Raw genomic sequence first — 20,525 nt, forward strand, 5'->3', positions numbered from 1 at the left:
AGGGAGGATCGCGCATGCGTGTTTTTACCTTAGCGGCTGCGTTTTTTGCCGGTTTGAGTGTTTCACCTTCACAGTCTGCATCGCTACGGGTCGCACCCGTGCTTCTGGATCTTAAAGCGCCCACTGCGGCCTCCAGCCTCCGCATCTGGAACGATGCGAAAACCCCGATCAACGTTCAGGTCAGGATATTCCGCTGGACCCAGCAGAATGGGCAGGACGTCTATACGGCGGCGCAGGACGTCGTCGCCAGCCCGCCGATGACGCAGCTGAAGGGAGGCGCGGAAAACCTCATCCGCATCGTCCGGCTTTCCAAGGCGCCGCTTCGGGCCGAAGAGAGTTACCGCGTCATTGTCGACGAATTGCCGCCGGCGGGAAGACCGCAATCCGGCACGGTCAATCTGGTGGTGCGCCACTCCATACCCGTTTTCTTCTCACCCGCCTCCACAGGCGATGCGGAACCGGCCTGGAAGGTAACGCCGCAGGGCAATGGCTACCGGGTCTCGGTGTCCAATACGGGCGCAAAGCGGATAAGGATCGCCAACCTGATGCTTTCCGGTAGCAACGGGCAGGCGCTTGCCCGGCAGCAGGGGCTGGTGGGATATGTGCTTGGCGGATCCGCCGCAAGCTTTGTGGTTCCGGCAACGGGCGGCAAAAAAGGCGGCGGCACGCTGAAGATTTCGGCAGACAGCGAAGGCGGCCCCGTCAATGCGACGGCGCGCGTCTCGGGCGGCTGATCTCGCCGTTTTGACGATTGCCGCTCTGACGGTCATTTCATCGGGCAGTTTCTCCGTGGCGCAGGATATTCCCCCTGCGGCGCAACCGGCCTCTTTTGCCGCAAAAGAAGCGGGACAGTTGCAGCTCGAAGTCTACATCAACGATGTTTCGACAGAACTGATCGCCACATTTCGTCAAAACGACGCCGGATCGTTTCTCATCGAGCCGGAACAGCTCACCAATATCGGGATTTCCCCGGTTGAAAGCGCTGCCGGCGATGATGGCTGGATCGATGTTTCCCGGCTGCCGGATGTGGTGGCGCGTTACGATGAAGGCAGCCAGTCCATGCATTTCACCCTGCCGATGGCGGCGCGGGCGAACAGGGTGATCGACGCCTCCGGCAAGATTGCGCAGGAAGAAGATGAAGAGACCCGGGAAAAGGCCACGAGCGATTTTGGAGGTCTGGTGAATTACACGATCTATGGTTCCTCCGGCGGCAACAAATGGTCGGATATCGCCGACTTCAACGGTGTCTCGGCCCTTTTGGAAAGCAGGGCCTTCGGTCCGCTCGGCGTGCTGTCCTCATCGCAGGTTCTGAGCACATCGCGCCTGTCGGAGTTCGATACCCAGCGTCTCGATACCACCTGGAGCTATTCGGACGAGGACACGTTGACGAGCTATCGGGCCGGCGATCTCATCACCGGCGGGCTGAGCTGGACACGCCCGACACGGCTGGGCGGTTTGCAGATTCGCCGTAATTTCGACCTGCGGCCGGATATCGTCACCATGCCGATGCCGGAATTTGCCGGTTCCGCAGCCGTGCCCTCCACCGTCGACGTCTATGTCAACAATGTCCGCCGCCTGTCGCAGGATGTTCCCGAAGGGCCCTTCTCGATCACCAATCTCCCCGTCATCAGCGGCGCGGGCAATGCGCGGCTGGTGGTGCGGGATGCGCTGGGGCGCGAAACCGTGTCCGAAACGCCCTTTTATGCTTCACCGGACTTGCTGGCGCAGGGCCTCATCGATTTTTCGGCCGAGCTTGGCTTTGCCCGGCGCAATTACGGAACCTCGTCTTTCGATTACGATGACAAACCGCTGGGCTCGGCGACGCTGCGTTATGGCGTGTCGGACAGCCTGACGCTGGAAGGCCATGCGGAAGGCGGCGAGAATTTCTACAATATCGGCTTTGGCGGCGTCTTCACCCTTGGAGCGGAGGGATTGGCGGCGGTTTCGGGCGCATCGAGCCGCTTTGGCGCGGAAAGCGGCTATCAGCTTTCCGCAAGCGTCGAAGCGGAATTGCTGGGGGTAAAATTTCACGCACGGTCGCAAAGGACATTCGGCGATTATCACGATATGGCCTCCGTCTCCGCCGACCTGTCCGATATCCGCACGGTATCCGGGCTGCTGAGCGCGCGGCCGCCGCGTGCCCTCGACCAGATTTCCGTTTCCACCCAGCTCGGTTTCGATGAGACCAGCCTCAATTTCTCCTATACGGAACTCGAAACCTTCGATGAAAGACGATCCCGGCTGCTCGGCCTTTCCGCCACGCGGCCGTTCGGCGAGAACGGCAATATCTTCATCACCGCCTATAAAGATCTCGAGGACAATAAATCCTACGGCATCTTCGCGGGCCTCTCCTGGTCGTTCGGCGGCGGCGTCTCCGGCTCGGCCGGCATGTCGTCGGATGCGGATGGATATTCGCTGACGGCCGAGGTCGGAAAATCCGAAGAGCAGGCCGAGGGAAGTTATGGCTGGCGCCTGCGCGGCTCGACCGGCGGCAACGATATCGCCTCCGTTTCCGGCAGTTACCGCGGCAGCGCCGCGCGCGTTTCGGCCGGCGTCGACCAATTCAACCGCACGACACAGGCCTATGCGCAGATCGAAGGATCGATAGCGCTCGCCGGCGGCGATGTCTTTGTCGGCAACCGGATCGACGACGCTTTCGCCGTGGTGGATGCGGGTGCGCCCGGCGTCGATATCCTTTTGGAAAACCGCCCCATCGGCCAGACCAACCGCCGCGGCAAGATATTGCTTCCGAACCTGCGCTCCTATGACGTTAACAACATCACGCTCGACCCGAGCAATCTTCCCGTCGACGCCCGCATCGACCGGACGAAACAGACCGTCAGGCCGACACAGCAGGCCGGCGCGGTGGTCAATTTCAAAGTGGAAACCGAGGGGCAGGTGGCGCTGGTGACGCTGAAAGACGAGAGCGGCGAATTCATCGAAACCGGATCGACCGGCAAAATCGACGGCAAACGCGATTTCATCGTCGGTTATGACGGACAGGCCTATCTCGACAATATCAGCGAAACGCATCGGCTCCGCATCATGCAGCCGACGAAGGGCGAATGCGAAGCACAGATCACCCTACCCTCTGCGGGCACGACGCGCGCAACTTTCGAAACCCTATGCAGGAGCATCCAATGAAGGTCCTGACCCGTACCGCCCTTGCCATCGCCGCTTTCCTCCCGGCTTCACCGGCACTGGCGCAAAGCTGCACCTTCAGCATGTCGGACATGAATTTCGGCTTCGTCAATCTCGCAAGCGGCAGCGCCGTGGACACGACGGCGACATTGTCAGTCACCTGCTCCAATCCCCTGTCGCTGGCGCTTTCCATCCGCATCTGCCCCAATATCAATGCCGGAAGCGGCGGGCAGTCGGGCGGCATACGTCGCATGCTTCAGGGCAGCAACATCCTCAATTACCAGCTCTACCAGAACTCGGCGCGGACAACCTCATGGGGATCGGTCACGCAGCCCGCACTCGGTTCGCCTCCGCCAATCGATATGGCGCTGCCGCTCCTGATCAACACCACGAGCCGCACGGTCTATGGCCGGATCAACGCCGGTCAGGCCTCGGCTGCGCGCGGCCTTTATCTTTCCAGCTTCGCCGGCGCGGAAACGAGCTTCACCTATACGAGCTTTACCCTGCTCGCACCGAGCTGCTCTTCCGTGACCCAGAACCCCACGCAGGTGCCGTTCAACGTATCGGCCGCAGTGGCGCCCACATGCATCATCTCGGCCCAGAACATCGATTTCGGCAGTCACGGCGTGCTGAACACGGCAGTTAATGCGACCGGAGCGATCAATCTGACCTGCACCACCAATCTGAACTACAGTGTGGCGCTCAATGGCGGACTGAGCAACAGCCCGCCCGCCGCGCGCCAGATGGTGCAGGCGGGCGCATCGATAACCTATGGTCTCTACCGCGACGTGAACCGCACGAATGTCTGGGGAAGTGCGGCGGGCGAGATAGCCACCGGCACCGGAACTGGCAGCCTGCAGACATTGACCGTCTACGGACGCGTCCCGGCGCAGAACACGCCGGCGCCGGGAAACTACTCCGATACGGTGGTCGTGACGGTGAACTACTGAGGGGCCGAACGCACCTCTGACTTTCCAAGTTCCAGCCGCCGATCGATGCCGATGCCGGCGAGAAACGCCTCATCATGGCTGACGACCAGCAAGGCGCCGTCATAGGCCCGAAGGCCAGCCTCCACGGCGGCGATGGAATCGATATCGAGATGGTTCGTCGGCTCATCGAGGATCAGCAATTGCGGAGGCTGCGGGCCTCCCAGAACACAGGCGAGACCTGCCCTGAGCATCTGCCCGCCCGAGAGTGTTGCAACGATCTGCAAGGCGGCATCGGCACGAAACATGAAGCGTGCGAGCGCCGCGCGACAGGCATTCTCCCCCGCCTGTGGGTTGAGACGAAGGAAGTTGTCGCGGATGGACAGGCTCGCGTCGAGCAGGCTGACCTGCTGGTCGAGAAACACGGACTTCACCCCAACATGCACCGTCCCTTCGAATGGCGGTAAGTCCCCCGTGATCACCGAAAGCAGCGTCGTTTTTCCCGATCCGTTCGGACCAGTGACGGCAACGCGTTGCGGCCCGGTGACCTCGAAGGACAGGTCGCGAAGCACGGGGTGTTCGGCCCGATACCCCGCAGTCAGATTTTGCAGGCTCAGAACGGTTTTTGTCGCGTGCAGCCCGCTGGGCGGCAATGTGACACTGACGCCCTGCAGAATTTCGATCCGCTCCCGCGCCGTCTTCAGATCTTCCGTCGCCTCGGCCGTCAGGCGGCTGGCCAGATTGGCGTTGTCGCCGCTCGTCTTTTCGGCACGCCTTTTCATCGCACCGACAAGGATACGGGGCATGTCGCCCCTCGCCGCCTTAGCAGCACCCCTGCTGTCACGGCGGGCCTTGCGCTCCAGCGCCTCCTGTGAACGGCGCCTGACCTCGGACAGACGCTTTTCCGCATTCGCGAAGTCCTGTTCGGCGGCGGCCAGCTCCAGCGCTTTTTGTGCGCGATAGTAGCTCCAGTTGCCGCCGTAACGGGTTGCCCCGAGCGTGGTCATTTCCACGATCGCATCGAGGGTTTCGAGAAGCTCCCGATCATGGCTGACGACGATCGCTCCGCCACGCCAGGCCGCCAGAAAATCGGCGACGAAAATGCGCCCCTCCCGGTCGAGATTATTTGTGGGTTCGTCGAGGATCAGGAAATCGGGGGCGGCGTGGATTTGAGCCGCAAGTGCGGCCCGCGTGCGCTGCCCGCCGGACAGCGCCGAAAGCGGTGTGGAGGGCAAGGCGTCCAGCCCGACCTGCGCCAGAGCCCCGGCAATTTTGTCCTCCAGCATCCAGTCGATATCTTCAAGCTCTTTGAGACTGGCCGTTCCCGCCTGCGCACGGGCAAGGACATCAAGCGCATCGCGCGCGCCAAACAGGTCGGCGACGGTCTCTTCGGACATGACCTGCACGCTCTGGCGCAGAAGATTGACGCTGCCCGAGACGGAAACCGTGCCCGCGGATGGCGACAATTCCTCCGCAATCAGTTTCAGAAGCGTCGTCTTGCCGACGCCGTTGCGCCCGACAAGGCCGGTGCGTTCCGCTCCGAAGCGAAGATTGATGTTGGAAAAGAGCGGATGACCGTCAGGTGTTGACCACGAGAGGTCGGAAAGCGTGATGGAATGCGGCATGGATATGGGTTCCCCTGATGACAAGGCGTTGCGGCTTTGTGATCGGGTGGAAATCCATGGTTCACCGTCCTGTTGGTGTTGCGCAGAACACGCCCTTACGCGAAGAAAACGGCGTGTTCGTGGCGCGGGTTTAATGTTCGGGAAGGGAACGCCGGGGGAAACCCCGGCGTTTCGTTTTTTCAGGCCACCAGCCCCTTGGTCAGCTCCAGCGCCTGCCGTTCGAACAGCCGGCGATAGATGCCGTCATGGAGGCGGATCAGTGCCTGGTGGTCACCCTCTTCGACAATCTTGCCCTTGTCGAAGACCAGCAGCCGGTCCAGCGCCCTGACCGTGGAAAGCCGGTGCGCGATGACCAGTGTGGTGCGGCCGACCATCAGCCGTTCCATCGCCTGCTGGATCTGCACTTCGCTTTCACTGTCGAGGCTGGAAGTCGCCTCGTCCAGTATCAGCACCGGCGCATCCGCGAGGAAAGCACGGGCAATCGCGACACGCTGACGTTCGCCGCCGGACAGCTTGACACCACGCTCGCCCACCATCGTCTCATAACCCTTGGGAAGGGACATGATGAAATCATGGGCGCTCGCCTGTTTCGCCGCCTGCTCGATCTGACGCCGCGTGGCGTCCGGCCGGCCATAGGCGATGTTTTCCGCCAGCGTGCGGTGAAACAGGATAGGCTCCTGCTGCACGATGGCGATCTGGCCGCGCAGGCTCGATTGCGTGACCCCGGCGATATTCTGGCCGTCGATGCGGATCGCGCCCGACTTGACGTCGTAAAGCCGCTGGATGAGCTTGACGAAGGTTGTCTTGCCCGAACCGGAATGGCCAACCAGGCCCACACGTTCACCCGCCTTGATGGTGACCGAAAAGTCATCGTAAAGCGGTGTGGTATGCGCGCCATACTGGAAGGTGACGTGATCAAAGACGATCTCGCCCTTTCCGATCTTGATCGGTCCGGCGTCCGGCCTGTCTTCGATGCCGAGCGGCATCTTGTCCAGCAGCACCAGCTCTTCCATGTCGTTGACGGCGCGTTGCAGGTTGCGGATATCCTGCCCCACATCGCGCAGATAACCCTGCAGCACGAAGAACATCGCCAGCACGAAGGTAATGTCGCCCGGCGTCGCCAGCCCCTGCCGCCACATGATGAGGCCGGTGCCGAGAATACCGGCCTGCATGGAGACCATCATGAAGCTCTGGATCGTGCCGTTCAGCGTGCCGCGCTTCCATGTCCTGCGCGTGCGGTTGTCCCACTTCACCAGCACATGGCCCAGCCGCGTTTCCTCGCGGGTCTCGGCGCCGAAGGCCTTGACCACGGAGTTGCAGCTGATGGCATCCGCCAGCGCGCCGCCAAGCCGGGTATCCCAGGCATTGGCGAGCCTTGCCGCCGGCGAGACATAACCCATAGAAAGTCCCACAGTGACGCCGACATAGATCAGCGAGCCGAGGCCGACAATCAGGCCCATGACCGGCCAGTAACTGCCGAGCACGATGGTGGCGCCCACCAGCATCACGATGGAAGGCAAAAGTGCGACGAGCAGCAGGTCATTAAGCGAATCCAGCGCCCACATGCCGCGCGTGATCTTGCGCACCGTGGAACCGGCGAAGCTGTTGGCATGCCAGTCGGTGGAGAAACGCTGGACCTTGTGGAAGCCGTTATGGGTGACATCCGCCATGGTCTTCAGGGTGAGCCTGATGATGCCATTGAAGATGAACCAGCGCAGCACCACACTCACCAGCCCAAGCGACACAACGATGACGAAAGCGCGCAACGCCCCATCGGCCCCATTGCCAGCACCGTTACCGCCGGCAATGGCATCAACGATCTGGCCGGAAAAGACCGGCACCATCACTTCGGCCAGCGTGCTGGCAATTACCAGCACGATGATGAAACCCACCAGCGCCGGCCGGTTGCGCCAATGGTTGAAAACAAAGCCGAGCACATTGCGATATGCATCAGCGCGGAAATCGAGCTTCTTGCGTGACATTTTAACCAGCCCGGCGCGACGGATTCGGCAACCGGTCCTCAAAACGGAAGTTGGATGGCACAGCCCGGGCGGGAGACAAAATGATCCCGTCAGATCAATCGGGCTATGAAGGAAAACAGAACCGCATGTCGGGCGCGCTCAGGGCGGGCCGCGAATGGATATGACCTAGTGGCGGGCCATTCCCTGCGGGAGGGTTTTGATGAATACTGGTGTCATGCAACGCCTCCCTTTGTTCGATCTGACGCGGTATTGAGATTTGTAACTCAGCAGTTCGAGCTTGCCAAGCGGGTTTTTACAACCGGCTGGTGAGTGATGCGGAAACGCCACACCGGCTGGATGCGGCGGTATAAACCGTGGCCGATGCGACGAACGCGTCGGCCACGGTTTTATCAGGTTGGATGCACGGCGGAAAATCGGAATGGTGCCTACCGTTGCCGGTCAGTCCATCTGCACATTCGCGTCCTTGACCACCGGTCCCCACTTGGCGATCTCAGCCGCAACGTGGGTTTTCAGTTCATCCGGCGAAGAGGCGACGATCTTGGCGCTGAAATCCGCCATGCGTGCGGCCACCGCCGGATCGGCAAGCGCCTTCTTGGCGGCGGCGTTCAGCTTGTCGACTACCTCGGCCGACGTACCGGCGGGCGCAAAGAGCGCATTCCAGGTATAGGTCTCATAACCCGGCACGGTCTCGCCGATGGTCGGCAGATCCGGGAAAGATGATGCACGCTCCTTGGTGGTGACGCCGAGCGCCCGCAACGTGCCGGATTTTATATGTCCCGATGAAGAGGGCAGATTGTCGAACATGATCGAAATCTGGTTGCCGAGCAGATCGTTGAGCGCCGGGCCCGCGCCCTTATAGGGGACATGCTGCATGCTGACACCGGCCATGCTCTTGAACAGCTCGCCGGAAAGATGCAGCGGGGTGCCGTTGCCGGAAGAGGCATAGGCATGTTTGTCCGGCTCGGCCTTCAGCAGGGCAATAAGCTCTGCGACGCTGTTGACGTTGAGCTTCGGATTGACGACCAGCACATTCGGCACCACCACCAGCAGCGAGACCGGCGTAAAATCCTTCTCCGGATCATAAGGCTTGGTCTTGAGAATAAGCGGGTTGAGAGCGTGGGTGGCAACCGTGCCCATCAGGATCGTGTATCCGTCGGGTTCGGCGCGGGCCACGCGGTCTGCACCAAGATTGCCGCCTGCGCCGGCGACATTTTCAACGACGATCTGCTGGCCGAGTTCATCACCCATCTTCTGCGCGATAACACGCGCGACCACATCGGTAGAGCCGCCCGCCGCGAAAGGAACGACCAGAGTAATCGTTCGCTCGGGGAAGCCCTGCGCGCTCGCAGCCGTTCCAAACATTCCCAAAGAAACCGCCGCGGCGGCAAGTTTCAGCACCGTGCGCCGTTTTGAAGACCGGTAAATCATGAACCCTCCTGTAACATGGCCTCCTCGCCATGGGCGCATAGTAGCTCAAATGCACCTCAGGGCAACCCGCCGGGGACCGGACGCTTCCGGCGGGTTTCGGGAGAAAGAGGATTCGTTACGCTTTCAGGCGCTCTTCGATGACCCGCCAGTTCACCAGCTTGTCGAGCACGGCGCGGATATGTTCGGCCTTGCGGTTTTCATAATCCACGTAATAGGCATGCTCCCATATATCGATGCCGAGATAGGCCGGGCGGCCGACAGCGACGGGGTTCTTGCCGTCCTCATATCCGATCAGCGCGAGCTTGTCGCCGTCGTCACGCGTCAGCCAAACCCAGCCGGTGCCGAAGACCGTATCGGAGACATCGACCGCGCGTTTGATGAAACCATCATAATCGCCGAAGGTCTCGTTTATCGAAGCGGAAAGATCACCCGTAGGCCGGTTCGGACCGCCCGGTACGAATTGGTCCCAATAGGCGACATGGTTCCAGGCCTGCGCGGCGTTGTTGAAGATTTTGACATCGGCCGCCTCTTTTGATTTGGCGGATTGCGTCACGATTTCCACCAGCTCCATATCGGCGTAAGGCGTGCCGGCGGCGAGCGTGTTCAGCTTGTCGTAATAGGCCTTGTGGTGTTTTCCATAATGCAGACCCACGGTTTTCGCCGAGATGACCGGAGCCAGATCGGCTTCGGCAAAAGGAAGCCTGGGCTGCGTCAGGGGCAGTGCGGCACGCGCGACATGCGGGCGGGGAAAGATTGCAGCGGCGGTAGTAGCGGCGGCGGCGGTGAGAATGGTGCGTCTGTTGATGTCCATCATATCCTCCTTATGAACAGTGATATGGGACTAACCCCAAACTGCCGCCCGGGTTTCCTCACGCCGAATGCAATTCTGTCGCAGGTTATGGAGATGAGAGGCGGCGGCGCTGTATTCACGCCCTGCCGGGGCGGGATGCGGGATGAATTGACCGCCCCATAGGAGAAAGGCCCTCCCGGCTGGAGAGGGCCTTGCCCGATCAGTATCGATAGTAGTCTCGGCGGTCGCGATAGTCTCTGCGGTCGCGCCACTCACGCCATTCCCGTCTTGCCTGACGCTCGCGCCATTCACGACGGGCTTCCCAGCGGTCGCGCCGGTCCCAGCCGCGCTCATAGCGGGGCGGGCCATTCGGACGGCAATAGCCGCGGGGTGACAGGTGAAAGCCGCGTCCGCAGGCATAATCCACCCTTTGAATGTGGGATGCCGAGGGTGCAGACGGTTGGCCCACGGGCATGGCATTGGCACCGGTGCCGAACAGGGCGCCGAAAATCAGTCCGGCGGTTAAAATCATCTTGCGCATCTTATTTCCCTCCTTGTGGGATGGGGGGATTTAGCGCCCTGCCGGGTGAACTGTGGCTGAATGAATCGTGATCTTTTCGTGGCAGCAGGCCACAGTTGCGCCGAACATTCCGGCCGCCGGGCGGAACCCTGCGCAGGCTCGGACATTTACCAGTGCAAGCCAAACAAAATGGGAGAGCACCGATGGATTGGAATCGCGTTGAAGGAAACTGGAAGCAGATGAAGGGCAAGATCAAGGAGCAGTGGGGTAAACTCACCGACGACGATCTTGACGTCATCAACGGCAAACGCGAGCAGCTCGAAGGCAAGATCCAGGAGCGCTACGGTTATGAAAAGGACCGCACCAGGAAAGATATCGACGACTGGTATGGACGCCAGACCTGGTAAGACGAGACCCCGCTTCGGCGGGGTTTTTCTTTGCGCGGGATTTCCCGGTCAGCTGGCCAAGGCCAGAACGGCGGCAATGGCGATCAGCAGAGGCCCCATCCATCTGAAATGACGAACAACCGGCGGCTGACTAACCGTGTTTTTCGACAGCGGTAGATAACCAAAGCCGACGCATGTTATCCACAGCCCTGCACAAAACATGATGAACTCGTCAATATAGGCTGCGATCATCGCTCCCCTCCCTCCCGTGTTATCGCTGTCATCCTATCTGCCCGAAAACCGCTTTGGTAGAGCCCCCGGCGCCTTCGGATCACCCGTGGCCACAAAGGGCGGCGAGACCGGGCCGGCATCAACCGTCACGAAAGCGTTATGGAAAGACATTAGAACCGCCGCCGGCCCGTTCAAAAATGCACGGCTGTGCAACTGATGGCCAGAGCCTTTCCCGTCCATCTCTCAAGCGTCAGCGCTCAGAGTTCCACTCGCGCCGAAAACATCGGAGACATAGATGAAACGCCGCACCTTTATGATGTCCGCCGCAGGCGCCGCCGCCGGCCTCGCCCTTGCACCGCGCATGAGCTTCGCTGCTCCGGGCACGATCGACTGGTACACCAGTTCGGATACGAATATCCTCGATTTCTGGTCCAATACGATCAAGCCCGCTTTTGAAGCCGCCAATCCCGGCCTGAAGCTCAACCTCGTCGATGCCGGCGACAGCGCCGGCATCATGGCCATCGGCGAGCGCGCCATCGCAGCAAAGCAGACGGGCACCGATCCGCAGGCCGATTATTTCGAAACGGCCGATCCGCTGCTTCCCACCGGCGCCATCGATGCCGGCATCTACGTGAACATGGCGAAAGCCGGCCTTTCCAATTATTCGCGCGTCAACCCGCTTGCCATCCGCAGCGAATACAGCCTGCCCTATCGCGGCAGCCAGGTTCTGCTCGCCTATGACACCAGCAAGCTCAAGCCGGCGGATGCACCGAAGACCTGGGATGAACTCGTCAAGTGGATCAAGGCAAATCCCGGCCAGTTCGTTTATAACCGTCCCGACAAGGGCGGCTCCGGCGGCAACTTCGTCCGCCGCGCCATCCATCAGGCCAACGGTCTCGATCCCAAGGCCTTCACGGTCGACAATTACACCCAGGAAGCCGGTGACAAGGCTCTGGGCAAGGCATGGGCGCTGCTGACCGATATCGCCCCGTCGCTCTATGACAAGGGCGCATACTCCTCCGGCAACACGCAGTCGCTGCAGCTTCTTTCCCAGGGCGTCGTCACCATGACCCCCGTCTGGTCCGATCAGGTGCTGAAGGCCATCGATCAGGGCGTTCTGCCGAAGGAAACCGGCCTCGTCCAGCTTCAGGATCTGGCGCTCTGCGGTGATTTCTCGCGCGCCGTGGTGCTTGCCAACGGGGCCAATCGTGATGCGGCCCTGAAGCTCGCCAATTTTGTGCTGTCCGAAGAAATTCAGGGCGCGATCCTCAACGAGCTGGGCGGTTTCCCCGGCGTTTCCTGGGACCATGTGTCGGCCGACCTGCGCAAGCGTTTCGCCGACATCATTCCGCAGACCATTCCAACCTTCCCGGCCGGTAAATGGGAAACCGCCATCAATGATGGCTGGTATCGCAACGTCGCTCCCAACGTTAACCGCAAGTCGTGACCGAGGTCGGAGCAGGAGCGGTTCGCCCGCTCATTGACAATACGGCAGGCAGGAGGCCCATCGGCCTCCTGCTCGTCGCCATTCCCGTGTTCCTGATGATCTGGCTCGTCATCTGGCCTGCCATCAATGCCATCGGCCGCACCGTGTGGCGCACTGGCGCCAATGGTGAAACGAGTTTCGACCTTTCGAGCTACGCCTTCTTCTTCTCAGATCGCTACAGCCTCGACAATCTTGCCGTGACATTGTGGACGACGATGGTCTGCGCCATCCTCCTGCTGGTCATCTGCCTGCCGATCGCGCTTTACCTTCGCTTTTCGCAAGGTCGTCTTTCGGCTTATGTGCAGGCGCTTGCCATCTTCCCGATGTTCGTGCCCTCCATCATCCTCGCCTTCGCCTTCATCCGCGTTCTCGGGCCGAACGGCATGGTGGACATCTTGCTCAATGCGGTCGACCTGCCGAAAATCCGCACGCCCTATCTCACGCCATGGGGGCCGGTCATCGGTCTTGTCTGGGACAATATTCCGCTGACCGTGCTCATCCTGCTTGCAGGCCTCGGCAGCGTCGCCAACCAGTCGGTGGAGGCGGCGCGGGATGTGGGCGCAAACGCGCTGCAGGTCTTCTGGCACATCATCCTGCCACGCATTTCCAATTCCATTCTCGTGGTGCTTTCCTTTTCGGTGCTCGGCATTTTTTCTTCCTTCACCCTGCCCTATCTCCTGGGCCCGGCCTCTCCCGAAATGCTCGGCCCCTTCATGCAGCGCACGCTGCGCGAAGTGCAGGACCCCATCGGCGCCATGACCCAGGCCGTCATCGCTTTCGGTTTCTGCATCGCATTCGGCCTCTTTTACGTGCGTTCGGTCGCACGCAACCAGGGGAAATGACATGACGACCCTTACGCCGGCGCGAACGCGCATGGACTGGCCCGGCATCTTTTTCGCCACCCTTCTCACCATCGCCATCGTCGGGCCGCTGCTTGTTGTCGGAACCTGGGCATTTACCGAGGTCTGGCGTTTTCCCAACGTCATTCCCCAGCAGTTCGGTTTCCGCTTCTGGGGCCAGACGCTGGGGCGCGCCGACGTGTGGAACGCCCTGATGCTGAGCCTGCGGCTGACAACGGTGGTGACGCTGCTTTCGGCGATGATCTGCCTTCCCGCCGCCTATGCCTTTGCGCGTATGAGCTTTCCCGGCCGCAACCTCCTCTTCTTCTCCTTCCTCGCCGGCCACGCCTTCCCGAAATTCGGGCTTCTGGTAGCGATTGCCGCCATTTTCCTGCAGCTCAACCTTATCGGCACCTTCTGGGGCGTCGTTCTGATCCAGCTCGTCGGAACGCTGATGTTCATGATCTGGATTCCCGTGGCGGCATTCCAGGCCGTCGACCGGCGCATGGAAGAGGCTGCCCGTGATGTCGGCGCCAGTCCGCTCCGGGTCTTCTGGTCGATTACCCTGCCGCAGGCGGGACCGACCATTGCAGCCGCCGTTTTGCTCAGCTTCGTCGGCACTTTTTATGAAACCGAAGGCGCGTGGCTCATCGGGGCGCCCGGCATCCGCACGATGCCGGTTCTGATGATCAGCTACATCAACAACCAGATGGTCATCCAGTATGGCGCGGTTCTGTCCGTGCTGCTCTGGGTGCCGTCCTTCATTGCCCTCATGTTCGCCCGCCGCGTCATCGGTGGCGGTGCATTCGCCCGCGGTTTCGGCGGTTAGGAAATCATCATGTCCGTACTTCACATCCGCGAGGTCTCAAAAACCTTTTCCGGCGGCACCAAGGCAGTCGACAGTTTTTCGCTTGATGTCGCCGATGGCGAGCTCGTCTGCCTTCTCGGTCCCTCCGGTTCGGGCAAGTCGACGCTGCTGCGCATGGTCGGCGGTTTCGAGCAGCCGACGGGCGGGCAGATCACCATCGATGGCGAAGATGTGACCCACCTGCCGCCGGAGCGACGGCCAACGGGCATGGTATTTCAGAGCCATGCGCTGTGGAGCCATATGAATGTCTTCAAAAACCTCGCTTTCGGCCTCAAGCTGCGCCGCATGCCGGCTGCCGTGATCAGAGAAAAAGTGGAGGCGGTGCTCGAACTCGTCGGGCTTTCCGGTTATGGCGAGCGCGCCACCGGCCAGCTTTCCGGCGGCCAGCAGCAGCGCGTGGCGCTTGCCCGCTCGCTGGTTCTCGAACCGAAAATCCTCTTGCTTGACGAACCCTTCGCCAGCCTCGACCAGCATCTGCGCGAGCGGTTACGGGAGGAAGTGCGCGATATCCAGCAGCGCCTCGGTATCACCACGCTGTTCGTCACCCACGGTCAGGATGAGGCCCTTTCCATGGCCGACCGCATCGTCGTGATGGCGAATGGCAAGACCGAACAGATCGATCGGCCGAATATCATCTACCGCGAACCGCAGACCCCTTTCGTCGCCGGCTTCATCGGCACCATGAACCTGATAGAGGGCGCGGTCTCAGACGGAAACTTCATGCGCGCGGATTTCACCCTTCCGCTTCCCGTCGCCGATGGTCCGGCCATTCTCGCCGTCCGCCCGGAAGCCATCGATCTGACGATTTCCGAAACGCCGGAAGCGCACGTACACCGGGTGACGGATTATGGCACCCATGGCCTTGTCGACCTTGATCTCGCCGATGGTACAAGGATCAAATCCATGGTCGCCCATCCGGATATGTTCCGGACGGGACAGGGCGTGCAAATTTCGCCCCGTGCCGTCACGGCCTATCGCGACAACCGCCCAATCTATCGGAGCTGACATGAACCAGCCGATCCTTATCGAACGCGACGGCCACAGGACTTGGCTCAAATGGCATCGCGCCCGCCGAAACGCCAGCGATCCGGTCTTTACCGGCGAGCGCATCATCGAGGCGATGCGCCTTGGTGCGAGCATCGAGGTCGATCTGGTCATTCATGCCGATCACGGCTGCGCCGTTTTGCATGACCGGACGCTGGAACGGGAAACCACAGGCACCGGCCGAGTGCGCGACACATCCGCCGCTGCGCTGCGTCAGCTTCACCTGCGCGACAATGGCGGCCAGCCGATCGCTTCGAAGGTGATGCTGCTCGAAGACCTCTGCGCCCTGCTCGCCTGCGAGACCGTGCATCGCGACGCGCTGTTGCAGCTCGATTTCAAGGAGGACCTGCAGGCGCTTACCCCGCAGGTGGTCGCCGGTTTCCGAACAAGCGTTTCGCCCATAGCAAGCTCGGTGATCCTGTCCGGCGGCGATTTCGACGCCATCGCCATGCTGGCCGGCTCAGCGCCGGGACTTCGCACCGGATATGATCCCTGCGATCACGGCACACTTGCAGACCTGAAGACAAGCGGAAACTACCTGGGTTTCATCGAAGACGCCCTTGCCACCGCGCCCGATGCCGGGATGATCTATCTCGACTACGAGATCGTGCTTGCCGCCGAGGATGCCGGTGTCGATATCATCGCCCCCATCCACGCCGCCGGCCGCCGGGTCGACGCCTGGACGATCAACAGCGTCACACCGCAATCCATCGAACAGGTGAAACGCCTCCTGGGGCTTAAGGTGGACCAGATCACCACCGATGATCCGGAAGGGCTCGCCGAGGTTTTCAGCCGATGACAGTCAATTACAGCACCATCCTCGACCATATGGTCGCCACCGCCCGCGAGGCCGGCGCATTGACGCTCGACCATTTCAGGCGCTTCCGCGACATCGAGATCGGCGTCAAGGGACCGGGGGATTTCGTTTCGGATGCGGACCGGGATTCCGAGACGCTGATCCGCGAGCGCCTGCTCGGCCAATATCCCTGGGGACTGACGGGTGAGGAATTCGCGCCCGTCGAAGGGGTGGATCAGGATCACCGCTGGCTGGTCGACCCGATCGACGGCACCACCAATTTCCTCTTCGGCCAGCACTACACCATCACCATCGCGCTTCGCCGCGGCAATGAAACGATCTGCGGGCTGGTCTATAATCCCGTTTCCGACGAGATGTTCACCACGATCAAGGGAGACGGCGCCTATCTCAATGGCGAGCGCCTGCGGGTCAATGCCAGCACGGATGTCGCGCTCATGTGTGTCGGCACCGGCCTGCCCACGCCCAATCTCCAGCTTTATCCCGGCGCCTATCAGCGCCTTGACGCCATTCGCGCGCCGATCGGCGCGGTTCGTGTTGTCGGCAGCGCCGCCAATTCCTGTGCTTACGTCGCCTGCGGACGGCTTACCGGTTATTACGAGGAGACGGGATTCGTCGACACGGCAGCCGGCATTCTCCTTGTTCAGGAGGCCGGCGGCATTGTGACCGACTGGTGGGGTCGCGGACCGGAATTCTATGAGAAGACCGGAACGCTGATCGTCGCCAATGCCGCGACCCATGCCTATCTGATGGAGCATCTGCGCGGCGTTTCGCCCAAGAACCCCTTATAACGGTTTCTTCGTCGAAACATTCCGCGCTGCCGTAATCGTCTCAGGCTATCTGCACCATGTGGCCGGGCGATACGGTCCTGTAGTTTCGCGTCGGCGTTTCATATCCCATTGCCCGTATCGGGCTCTTCAGCTCGTCATTGGATATGCCGCGCCTTATCCCGCGCCTTGCCGGATCCGGCACGGGTACGGCGGCCATGAGCTTTTTCGTATAGGGATGCTGCGGGTTGTCGAAGACGGCGGCACGCGGGCCGATCTCCACGATCTCGCCGAGATACATGACCGCGACACGATGGCTGACACGTTCCACCACCGCCATGTCATGGCTGATGAACAGGAAGGCGAGGTTGAGGCTCTGCTGCAGGTCGAGCAGCAGATTGCAGACCTGCGCCTTGATCGAAACATCGAGCGCCGAGACGCTTTCATCGGCAACGATGACCTTCGGATCGAGGGCCAGTGCCCGGGCAATCGCGATGCGCTGGCGCTGACCACCCGAAAATTCGTGCGGGTAGCGGCTGGCCATATCGGCGGAAAGGCCGACCTTTTCGAGAAGATCGGCAGTCTTTTCCTTCGCCTGTTTGGCGCTGCCCAGCCTGTGCTTGATGAAGGGTTCGGAAATTGCCGTGCCCACCGTCATGCGCGGATTGAGCGACGAGAACGGGTCCTGAAAGATCATCTGCACCGATTTGCGCATGTTGCGCAGGCCGACGTTATCGAGACGCATCACATCGTAACCGTCGAGCGACACATCGCCGGACGAAGGCTCAACGAGGCGCATGATCGAACGGCCGGTGGTGGATTTTCCGCAACCGGATTCACCCACCAGCGACAGCGTTTCTCCTTGAAAGAGATCGAAGGAAACGTTTTCGACGGCGTGAACCGCACCCGTCTGGCGCGCCAGCAGGCCGGAGCGGATGGGAAAGCGCGTCACAAGGTTCTTGACCGACAGAACCGGCGTCTTGCCGCTTGCAACCGTTTCCGCCACCTCCTCCGGCTCGGTCGAAAGACCGGTTTTCATGTCGAGAACCGGAAAACGCGTCGGCCATTGCCGGTTACGCATCGAACCGAGCTTCGGAACCGCCGAAAGCAGCGCCCGCGTATAGGGATGTTTGCCGTGCCGGAAGATGTCCTCCGTCGGCCCGGTCTCGACCTCATCGCCGCGATACATCACGATCGTGCGGTCAGCGATCTCCGCCACCACACCCATGTCATGGGTGATGAAAAGGACCGACATGCCCTCCTCTTCCTGTAGCAGCTTGATCAGGTCGAGGATCTGGCCCTGAATGGTGACGTCGAGCGCCGTCGTCGGCTCATCGGCGATCAGCAGTTTCGGCCGCGAGGCGAGCGCCATGGCGATCATCACCCGCTGGCGCATGCCGCCCGAAAACTGATGCGGATATTCGTCAAAACGGCTGGCCGCATTGGGAATGCGGACCTTTTCCAGAAGCCGCACCGTCTCTGCCCGCGCCTCCGGCTTCGAAAGCCCCTTGTGCCTGATGAGGACTTCGGAAATCTGGCGGCCGATGGTGAAGATCGGATTGAGCGAGGTCATCGGCTCCTGAAAGATCATCGAGATATCGTTGCCGCGCACGCCGCGCATGTCCTTTTCGGAAAGCGCCAGCAGATTGCGTCCGTTGAGCAGGACTTCGCCTTCGATCCGGCTGGAGGCCGGGGCAAGCAGGCGCATCAGAGATAGCGACGTGACCGACTTGCCGGAACCGGATTCGCCGACAATCGCGACGGTTTCACCGGGCGCGACATCGAAGGACACATTGCGCACCACACTTTTCCATTTGTCATCAACGAGAAAGGACGTCGTCAGGTTACGGACGGACAGGACGGGTTTTGTTTCCATGGTGTCAACGCCCCACCGCATAGGCCTGCATCAGCCGCGGTGTTGCGGCGGCGCGCAACAGGCCGTCCGCATCCCGCCGCGCGGCGGTGAGCCTCCCGACGGACCATGCATCGGCAACCGTGACGCGGTGTCCACGACGGCGAAGCTCCTGCAAGGTCGCTTCACCCACGGTGCTTTCCACGGTGATTTCCCCCGGCGAGCTGGTGCGCGGATAAAACGAGCCCGGAAAATGCGCGGTGTGGAACAACGGCATATCTATCGCGGCCTGCAGGTTCTTGCCGTGATGGGCATAACGCAGGAAGAAGGGCAGTTGCCACTGATCCTGCTGGTCGCCGCCCGGCGTGCCGAAGACCATGGAGGGGCGTCCCTGATGCAGCGCAAGCGAGGGCGTCAGCGTCGTGCGCGGGCGCTTGCCCGGCGCAAGCGAGGTGGGCAGTCCTTCTTTCAGCCAGAACATCTGGGCGCGGGAATTGAGCGCGAAACCGAGACCCGGCACGATGGGCGAGGATTGCAGCCAACCGCCCGAAGGCGTGGTGGAGACCATGTTGCCCCAGCGGTCGATGACGTCGATATGCACCGTGTCCCCGCGCTTTTCCGTCAGATGCGACATGGTCGGCTCGTAGACGGTGCCGGTGCCGCTCATTTCGGCCAGCATGGCCATGGTGGCATCCACCTGCTTTTGGTAACCCGGCACGGTGCCCGGACGCAGCTCCAGCGACGCCTCGCTGCCGATCAGCGCGCGGCGTCCGGCATTGTAATTTTCCGAGAGAAGATATTCCGTCGGGATTTGGCCGAATTCCGGATCGCCGTAGTAGACTTCGCGGTCGGCATAAGCGAGCTTCATGGCTTCGACGATGGTGTGGATAAAATCGGGGCCGGACGGGTCCATGCTCCCAATGTCGAAGCCCTTCAGCAGCGCAAGCGATTGCAAGAGAACCGGACCCTGCCCCCATGCGGGCGTCTTGGCAATCGTCCAGTCTTGATAGTCGAACGTCTGCGGCGCTTCGACGGTCGCGCTCCAGTCCGCCATATCCTGCGCCGTCAGCACGCCCTTGTGCCTTGCGCCGCTGGCATCCATCACCTCTGCGGTCTTTACGTAGCTGTCGATGGCTTCCGCTACGAAACCCCGATAGAAGGCATCGCGCGCCGCCTCGATCTGGTTTTCGCGGCCTGAGCGCGCTTCGGCTTCGGTGACGATCCGCTGATAGGTGGCGGCGAGAACCGGGTTGCGAAAACTGGCGTGAGGTTCGGGCGCCGCGCCGCCCGGCAACCACGTCTCATGGGATGTCGGCCATTCCTTCTCGAAGAAATCGGCCAGGCCCTTGATGGTGGCGGAGACACGCGGCAACGTCGGATGCCCGTGCTCGGCATAATAGATTGCGGGCTCCAGCACCTCGCGCACGCTCATCGTGCCATAGTCGCGCAGCATCAGTATCCAGCCGTCGAAAGCGCCGGGAATGACGGTTGCGAGCAGCCCGTCGCCGGGGATCAGCTTCAGGCCTTCCGAAGTGTAATGTTCAATCGTGGCGCCACTCGGGGCCGGGCCCTGTGCGCAGATGACTTCCACCTTGTCCTTCTGCTTCGAGTAAAACACGGCCGGCATATCCCCGCCGGGACCGCACAGATGCGGTTCGACAATCTGCAGGACGAAACCGGTGGCCACGGCGGCATCAAAAGCATTGCCGCCCTTTTCGAGGATCGCCATGCCAACGGCCGATGCGATCCAGTGCGTCGAGGTGACGACGCCGAAGGTGCCAAGGATTTCAGGGCGTGTGGTGAATTCATTCATTCCGATATTCCTT

General features: G+C 61.3%; 18 protein-coding genes. 10 read left to right on the forward strand and 8 right to left on the reverse strand.

The features are described from left to right. The first annotated feature begins 14 nt into the window (after nt 1–14). From CFB10_RS19385 to CFB10_RS19395, 3 genes are read left to right on the forward strand one after another with little or no spacing between them, the layout of a single operon-like run. Complete coding sequence (locus tag CFB10_RS19385) at nt 15–734, forward strand: molecular chaperone (protein ID WP_026363542.1); 720 nt, start codon at nt 15–17, stop codon at nt 732–734. Then, the gene (locus CFB10_RS19390; RefSeq protein ID WP_020009887.1) at nt 706–3,144 is read left to right on the forward strand and encodes a fimbria/pilus outer membrane usher protein; all 2,439 of its coding nucleotides are present in this window, start codon (nt 706–708) and stop codon (nt 3,142–3,144) included. Before CFB10_RS19385 ends, CFB10_RS19390 begins: the two co-directional genes overlap by 29 nt. After that, nucleotides 3,141–4,091 carry a spore coat U domain-containing protein gene (locus tag CFB10_RS19395; protein WP_020009886.1) on the forward strand — a complete coding sequence of 317 codons (951 nt, stop codon included), beginning with the start codon at nt 3,141–3,143 and terminating at the stop codon, nt 4,089–4,091. Before CFB10_RS19390 ends, CFB10_RS19395 begins: the two co-directional genes overlap by 4 nt. On the opposite strand, the gene CFB10_RS19400 is transcribed toward CFB10_RS19395, so the two are convergent. From CFB10_RS19400 to CFB10_RS19420, 5 genes are all read right to left on the reverse strand, one after another. Further along, complete coding sequence (locus CFB10_RS19400; RefSeq protein WP_020009885.1) at nt 4,085–5,692, reverse strand: ABC-F family ATP-binding cassette domain-containing protein; 1,608 nt, start codon at nt 5,690–5,692, stop codon at nt 4,085–4,087. The genes CFB10_RS19395 and CFB10_RS19400 overlap by 7 nt on opposite strands. A gap of 179 nt (nt 5,693–5,871) precedes the next feature. Further along, nucleotides 5,872–7,674 carry an ABC transporter ATP-binding protein gene (locus tag CFB10_RS19405; protein ID WP_020009884.1) on the reverse strand — a complete coding sequence of 601 codons (1,803 nt, stop codon included), beginning with the start codon at nt 7,672–7,674 and terminating at the stop codon, nt 5,872–5,874. A 438-nt stretch (nt 7,675–8,112) separates the two neighbouring features. Next, a complete protein-coding gene (locus CFB10_RS19410) occupies nt 8,113–9,102 on the reverse strand; it encodes a tripartite tricarboxylate transporter substrate binding protein (protein WP_020009883.1) in 990 nt (329 codons plus the stop codon). Nucleotides 9,103–9,217: 115 nt separating this feature from the next. Further along, nucleotides 9,218–9,913: a superoxide dismutase gene (locus CFB10_RS19415; RefSeq protein ID WP_026363541.1), complete on the reverse strand. Its 696-nt coding sequence runs from the start codon at nt 9,911–9,913 to the stop codon at nt 9,218–9,220. Between the two features lie 199 nt (nt 9,914–10,112). Continuing rightward, a complete protein-coding gene (locus CFB10_RS19420) occupies nt 10,113–10,433 on the reverse strand; it encodes a GCG_CRPN prefix-to-repeats domain-containing protein (protein ID WP_026363540.1) in 321 nt (106 codons plus the stop codon). Nucleotides 10,434–10,615: 182 nt separating this feature from the next. Here CFB10_RS19420 and CFB10_RS19425 point away from each other — a divergent pair, with 182 nt between their 5' ends. After that, nucleotides 10,616–10,819 (forward strand): CsbD family protein, encoded by a 204-nt coding sequence (locus CFB10_RS19425; RefSeq protein WP_003521659.1) that lies wholly within the window; start codon nt 10,616–10,618, stop codon nt 10,817–10,819. A gap of 48 nt (nt 10,820–10,867) precedes the next feature. On the opposite strand, the gene CFB10_RS19430 is transcribed toward CFB10_RS19425, so the two are convergent. Beyond that, entirely contained in the window at nt 10,868–11,050 is a 183-nt protein-coding gene (locus CFB10_RS19430; RefSeq protein ID WP_020009880.1) for a hypothetical protein, read from the reverse strand. 274 nt (nt 11,051–11,324) lie between these two features. On the opposite strand from CFB10_RS19430, the gene CFB10_RS19435 reads away from it, so the two are divergent. The 6 genes from CFB10_RS19435 to CFB10_RS19460 are packed head-to-tail and all read left to right on the forward strand — an operon-like array spanning nt 11,325 to nt 16,871. After that, nucleotides 11,325–12,476 (forward strand): extracellular solute-binding protein, encoded by a 1,152-nt coding sequence (locus CFB10_RS19435; protein WP_003505702.1) that lies wholly within the window; start codon nt 11,325–11,327, stop codon nt 12,474–12,476. Continuing rightward, nucleotides 12,473–13,357 (forward strand): ABC transporter permease, encoded by an 885-nt coding sequence (locus CFB10_RS19440; protein ID WP_020009879.1) that lies wholly within the window; start codon nt 12,473–12,475, stop codon nt 13,355–13,357. Before CFB10_RS19435 ends, CFB10_RS19440 begins: the two co-directional genes overlap by 4 nt. 1 nt (nt 13,358) lies before the next feature. After that, nucleotides 13,359–14,183 (forward strand): ABC transporter permease, encoded by an 825-nt coding sequence (locus tag CFB10_RS19445; RefSeq protein WP_020810974.1) that lies wholly within the window; start codon nt 13,359–13,361, stop codon nt 14,181–14,183. 9 nt (nt 14,184–14,192) lie between these two features. Next, entirely contained in the window at nt 14,193–15,227 is a 1,035-nt protein-coding gene (locus CFB10_RS19450; RefSeq protein WP_020009877.1) for an ABC transporter ATP-binding protein, read from the forward strand. Between the two features lies 1 nt (nt 15,228). Then, the gene (locus CFB10_RS19455) at nt 15,229–16,065 is read left to right on the forward strand and encodes a glycerophosphodiester phosphodiesterase family protein (protein WP_020009876.1); all 837 of its coding nucleotides are present in this window, start codon (nt 15,229–15,231) and stop codon (nt 16,063–16,065) included. Continuing rightward, entirely contained in the window at nt 16,062–16,871 is an 810-nt protein-coding gene (locus tag CFB10_RS19460; protein WP_020009875.1) for an inositol monophosphatase family protein, read from the forward strand. Before CFB10_RS19455 ends, CFB10_RS19460 begins: the two co-directional genes overlap by 4 nt. Before the next feature lie 40 nt (nt 16,872–16,911). On the opposite strand, the gene CFB10_RS19465 is transcribed toward CFB10_RS19460, so the two are convergent. Together CFB10_RS19465 and CFB10_RS19470 are read right to left on the reverse strand one after the other, a co-directional pair. Continuing rightward, nucleotides 16,912–18,723, reverse strand: coding sequence for an ABC transporter ATP-binding protein (locus CFB10_RS19465; RefSeq protein ID WP_020009874.1), 1,812 nt, complete (start codon nt 18,721–18,723; stop codon nt 16,912–16,914). Between the two features lie 4 nt (nt 18,724–18,727). Next, nucleotides 18,728–20,512 carry a gamma-glutamyltransferase family protein gene (locus tag CFB10_RS19470; RefSeq protein WP_020009873.1) on the reverse strand — a complete coding sequence of 595 codons (1,785 nt, stop codon included), beginning with the start codon at nt 20,510–20,512 and terminating at the stop codon, nt 18,728–18,730. Nucleotides 20,513–20,525: the final 13 nt, after the last annotated feature.

The sequence above is a fragment of the Agrobacterium sp. 719_389 genome (assembly GCF_900188475.1).
Lineage (GTDB): Bacteria > Pseudomonadota > Alphaproteobacteria > Rhizobiales > Rhizobiaceae > Agrobacterium > Agrobacterium radiobacter.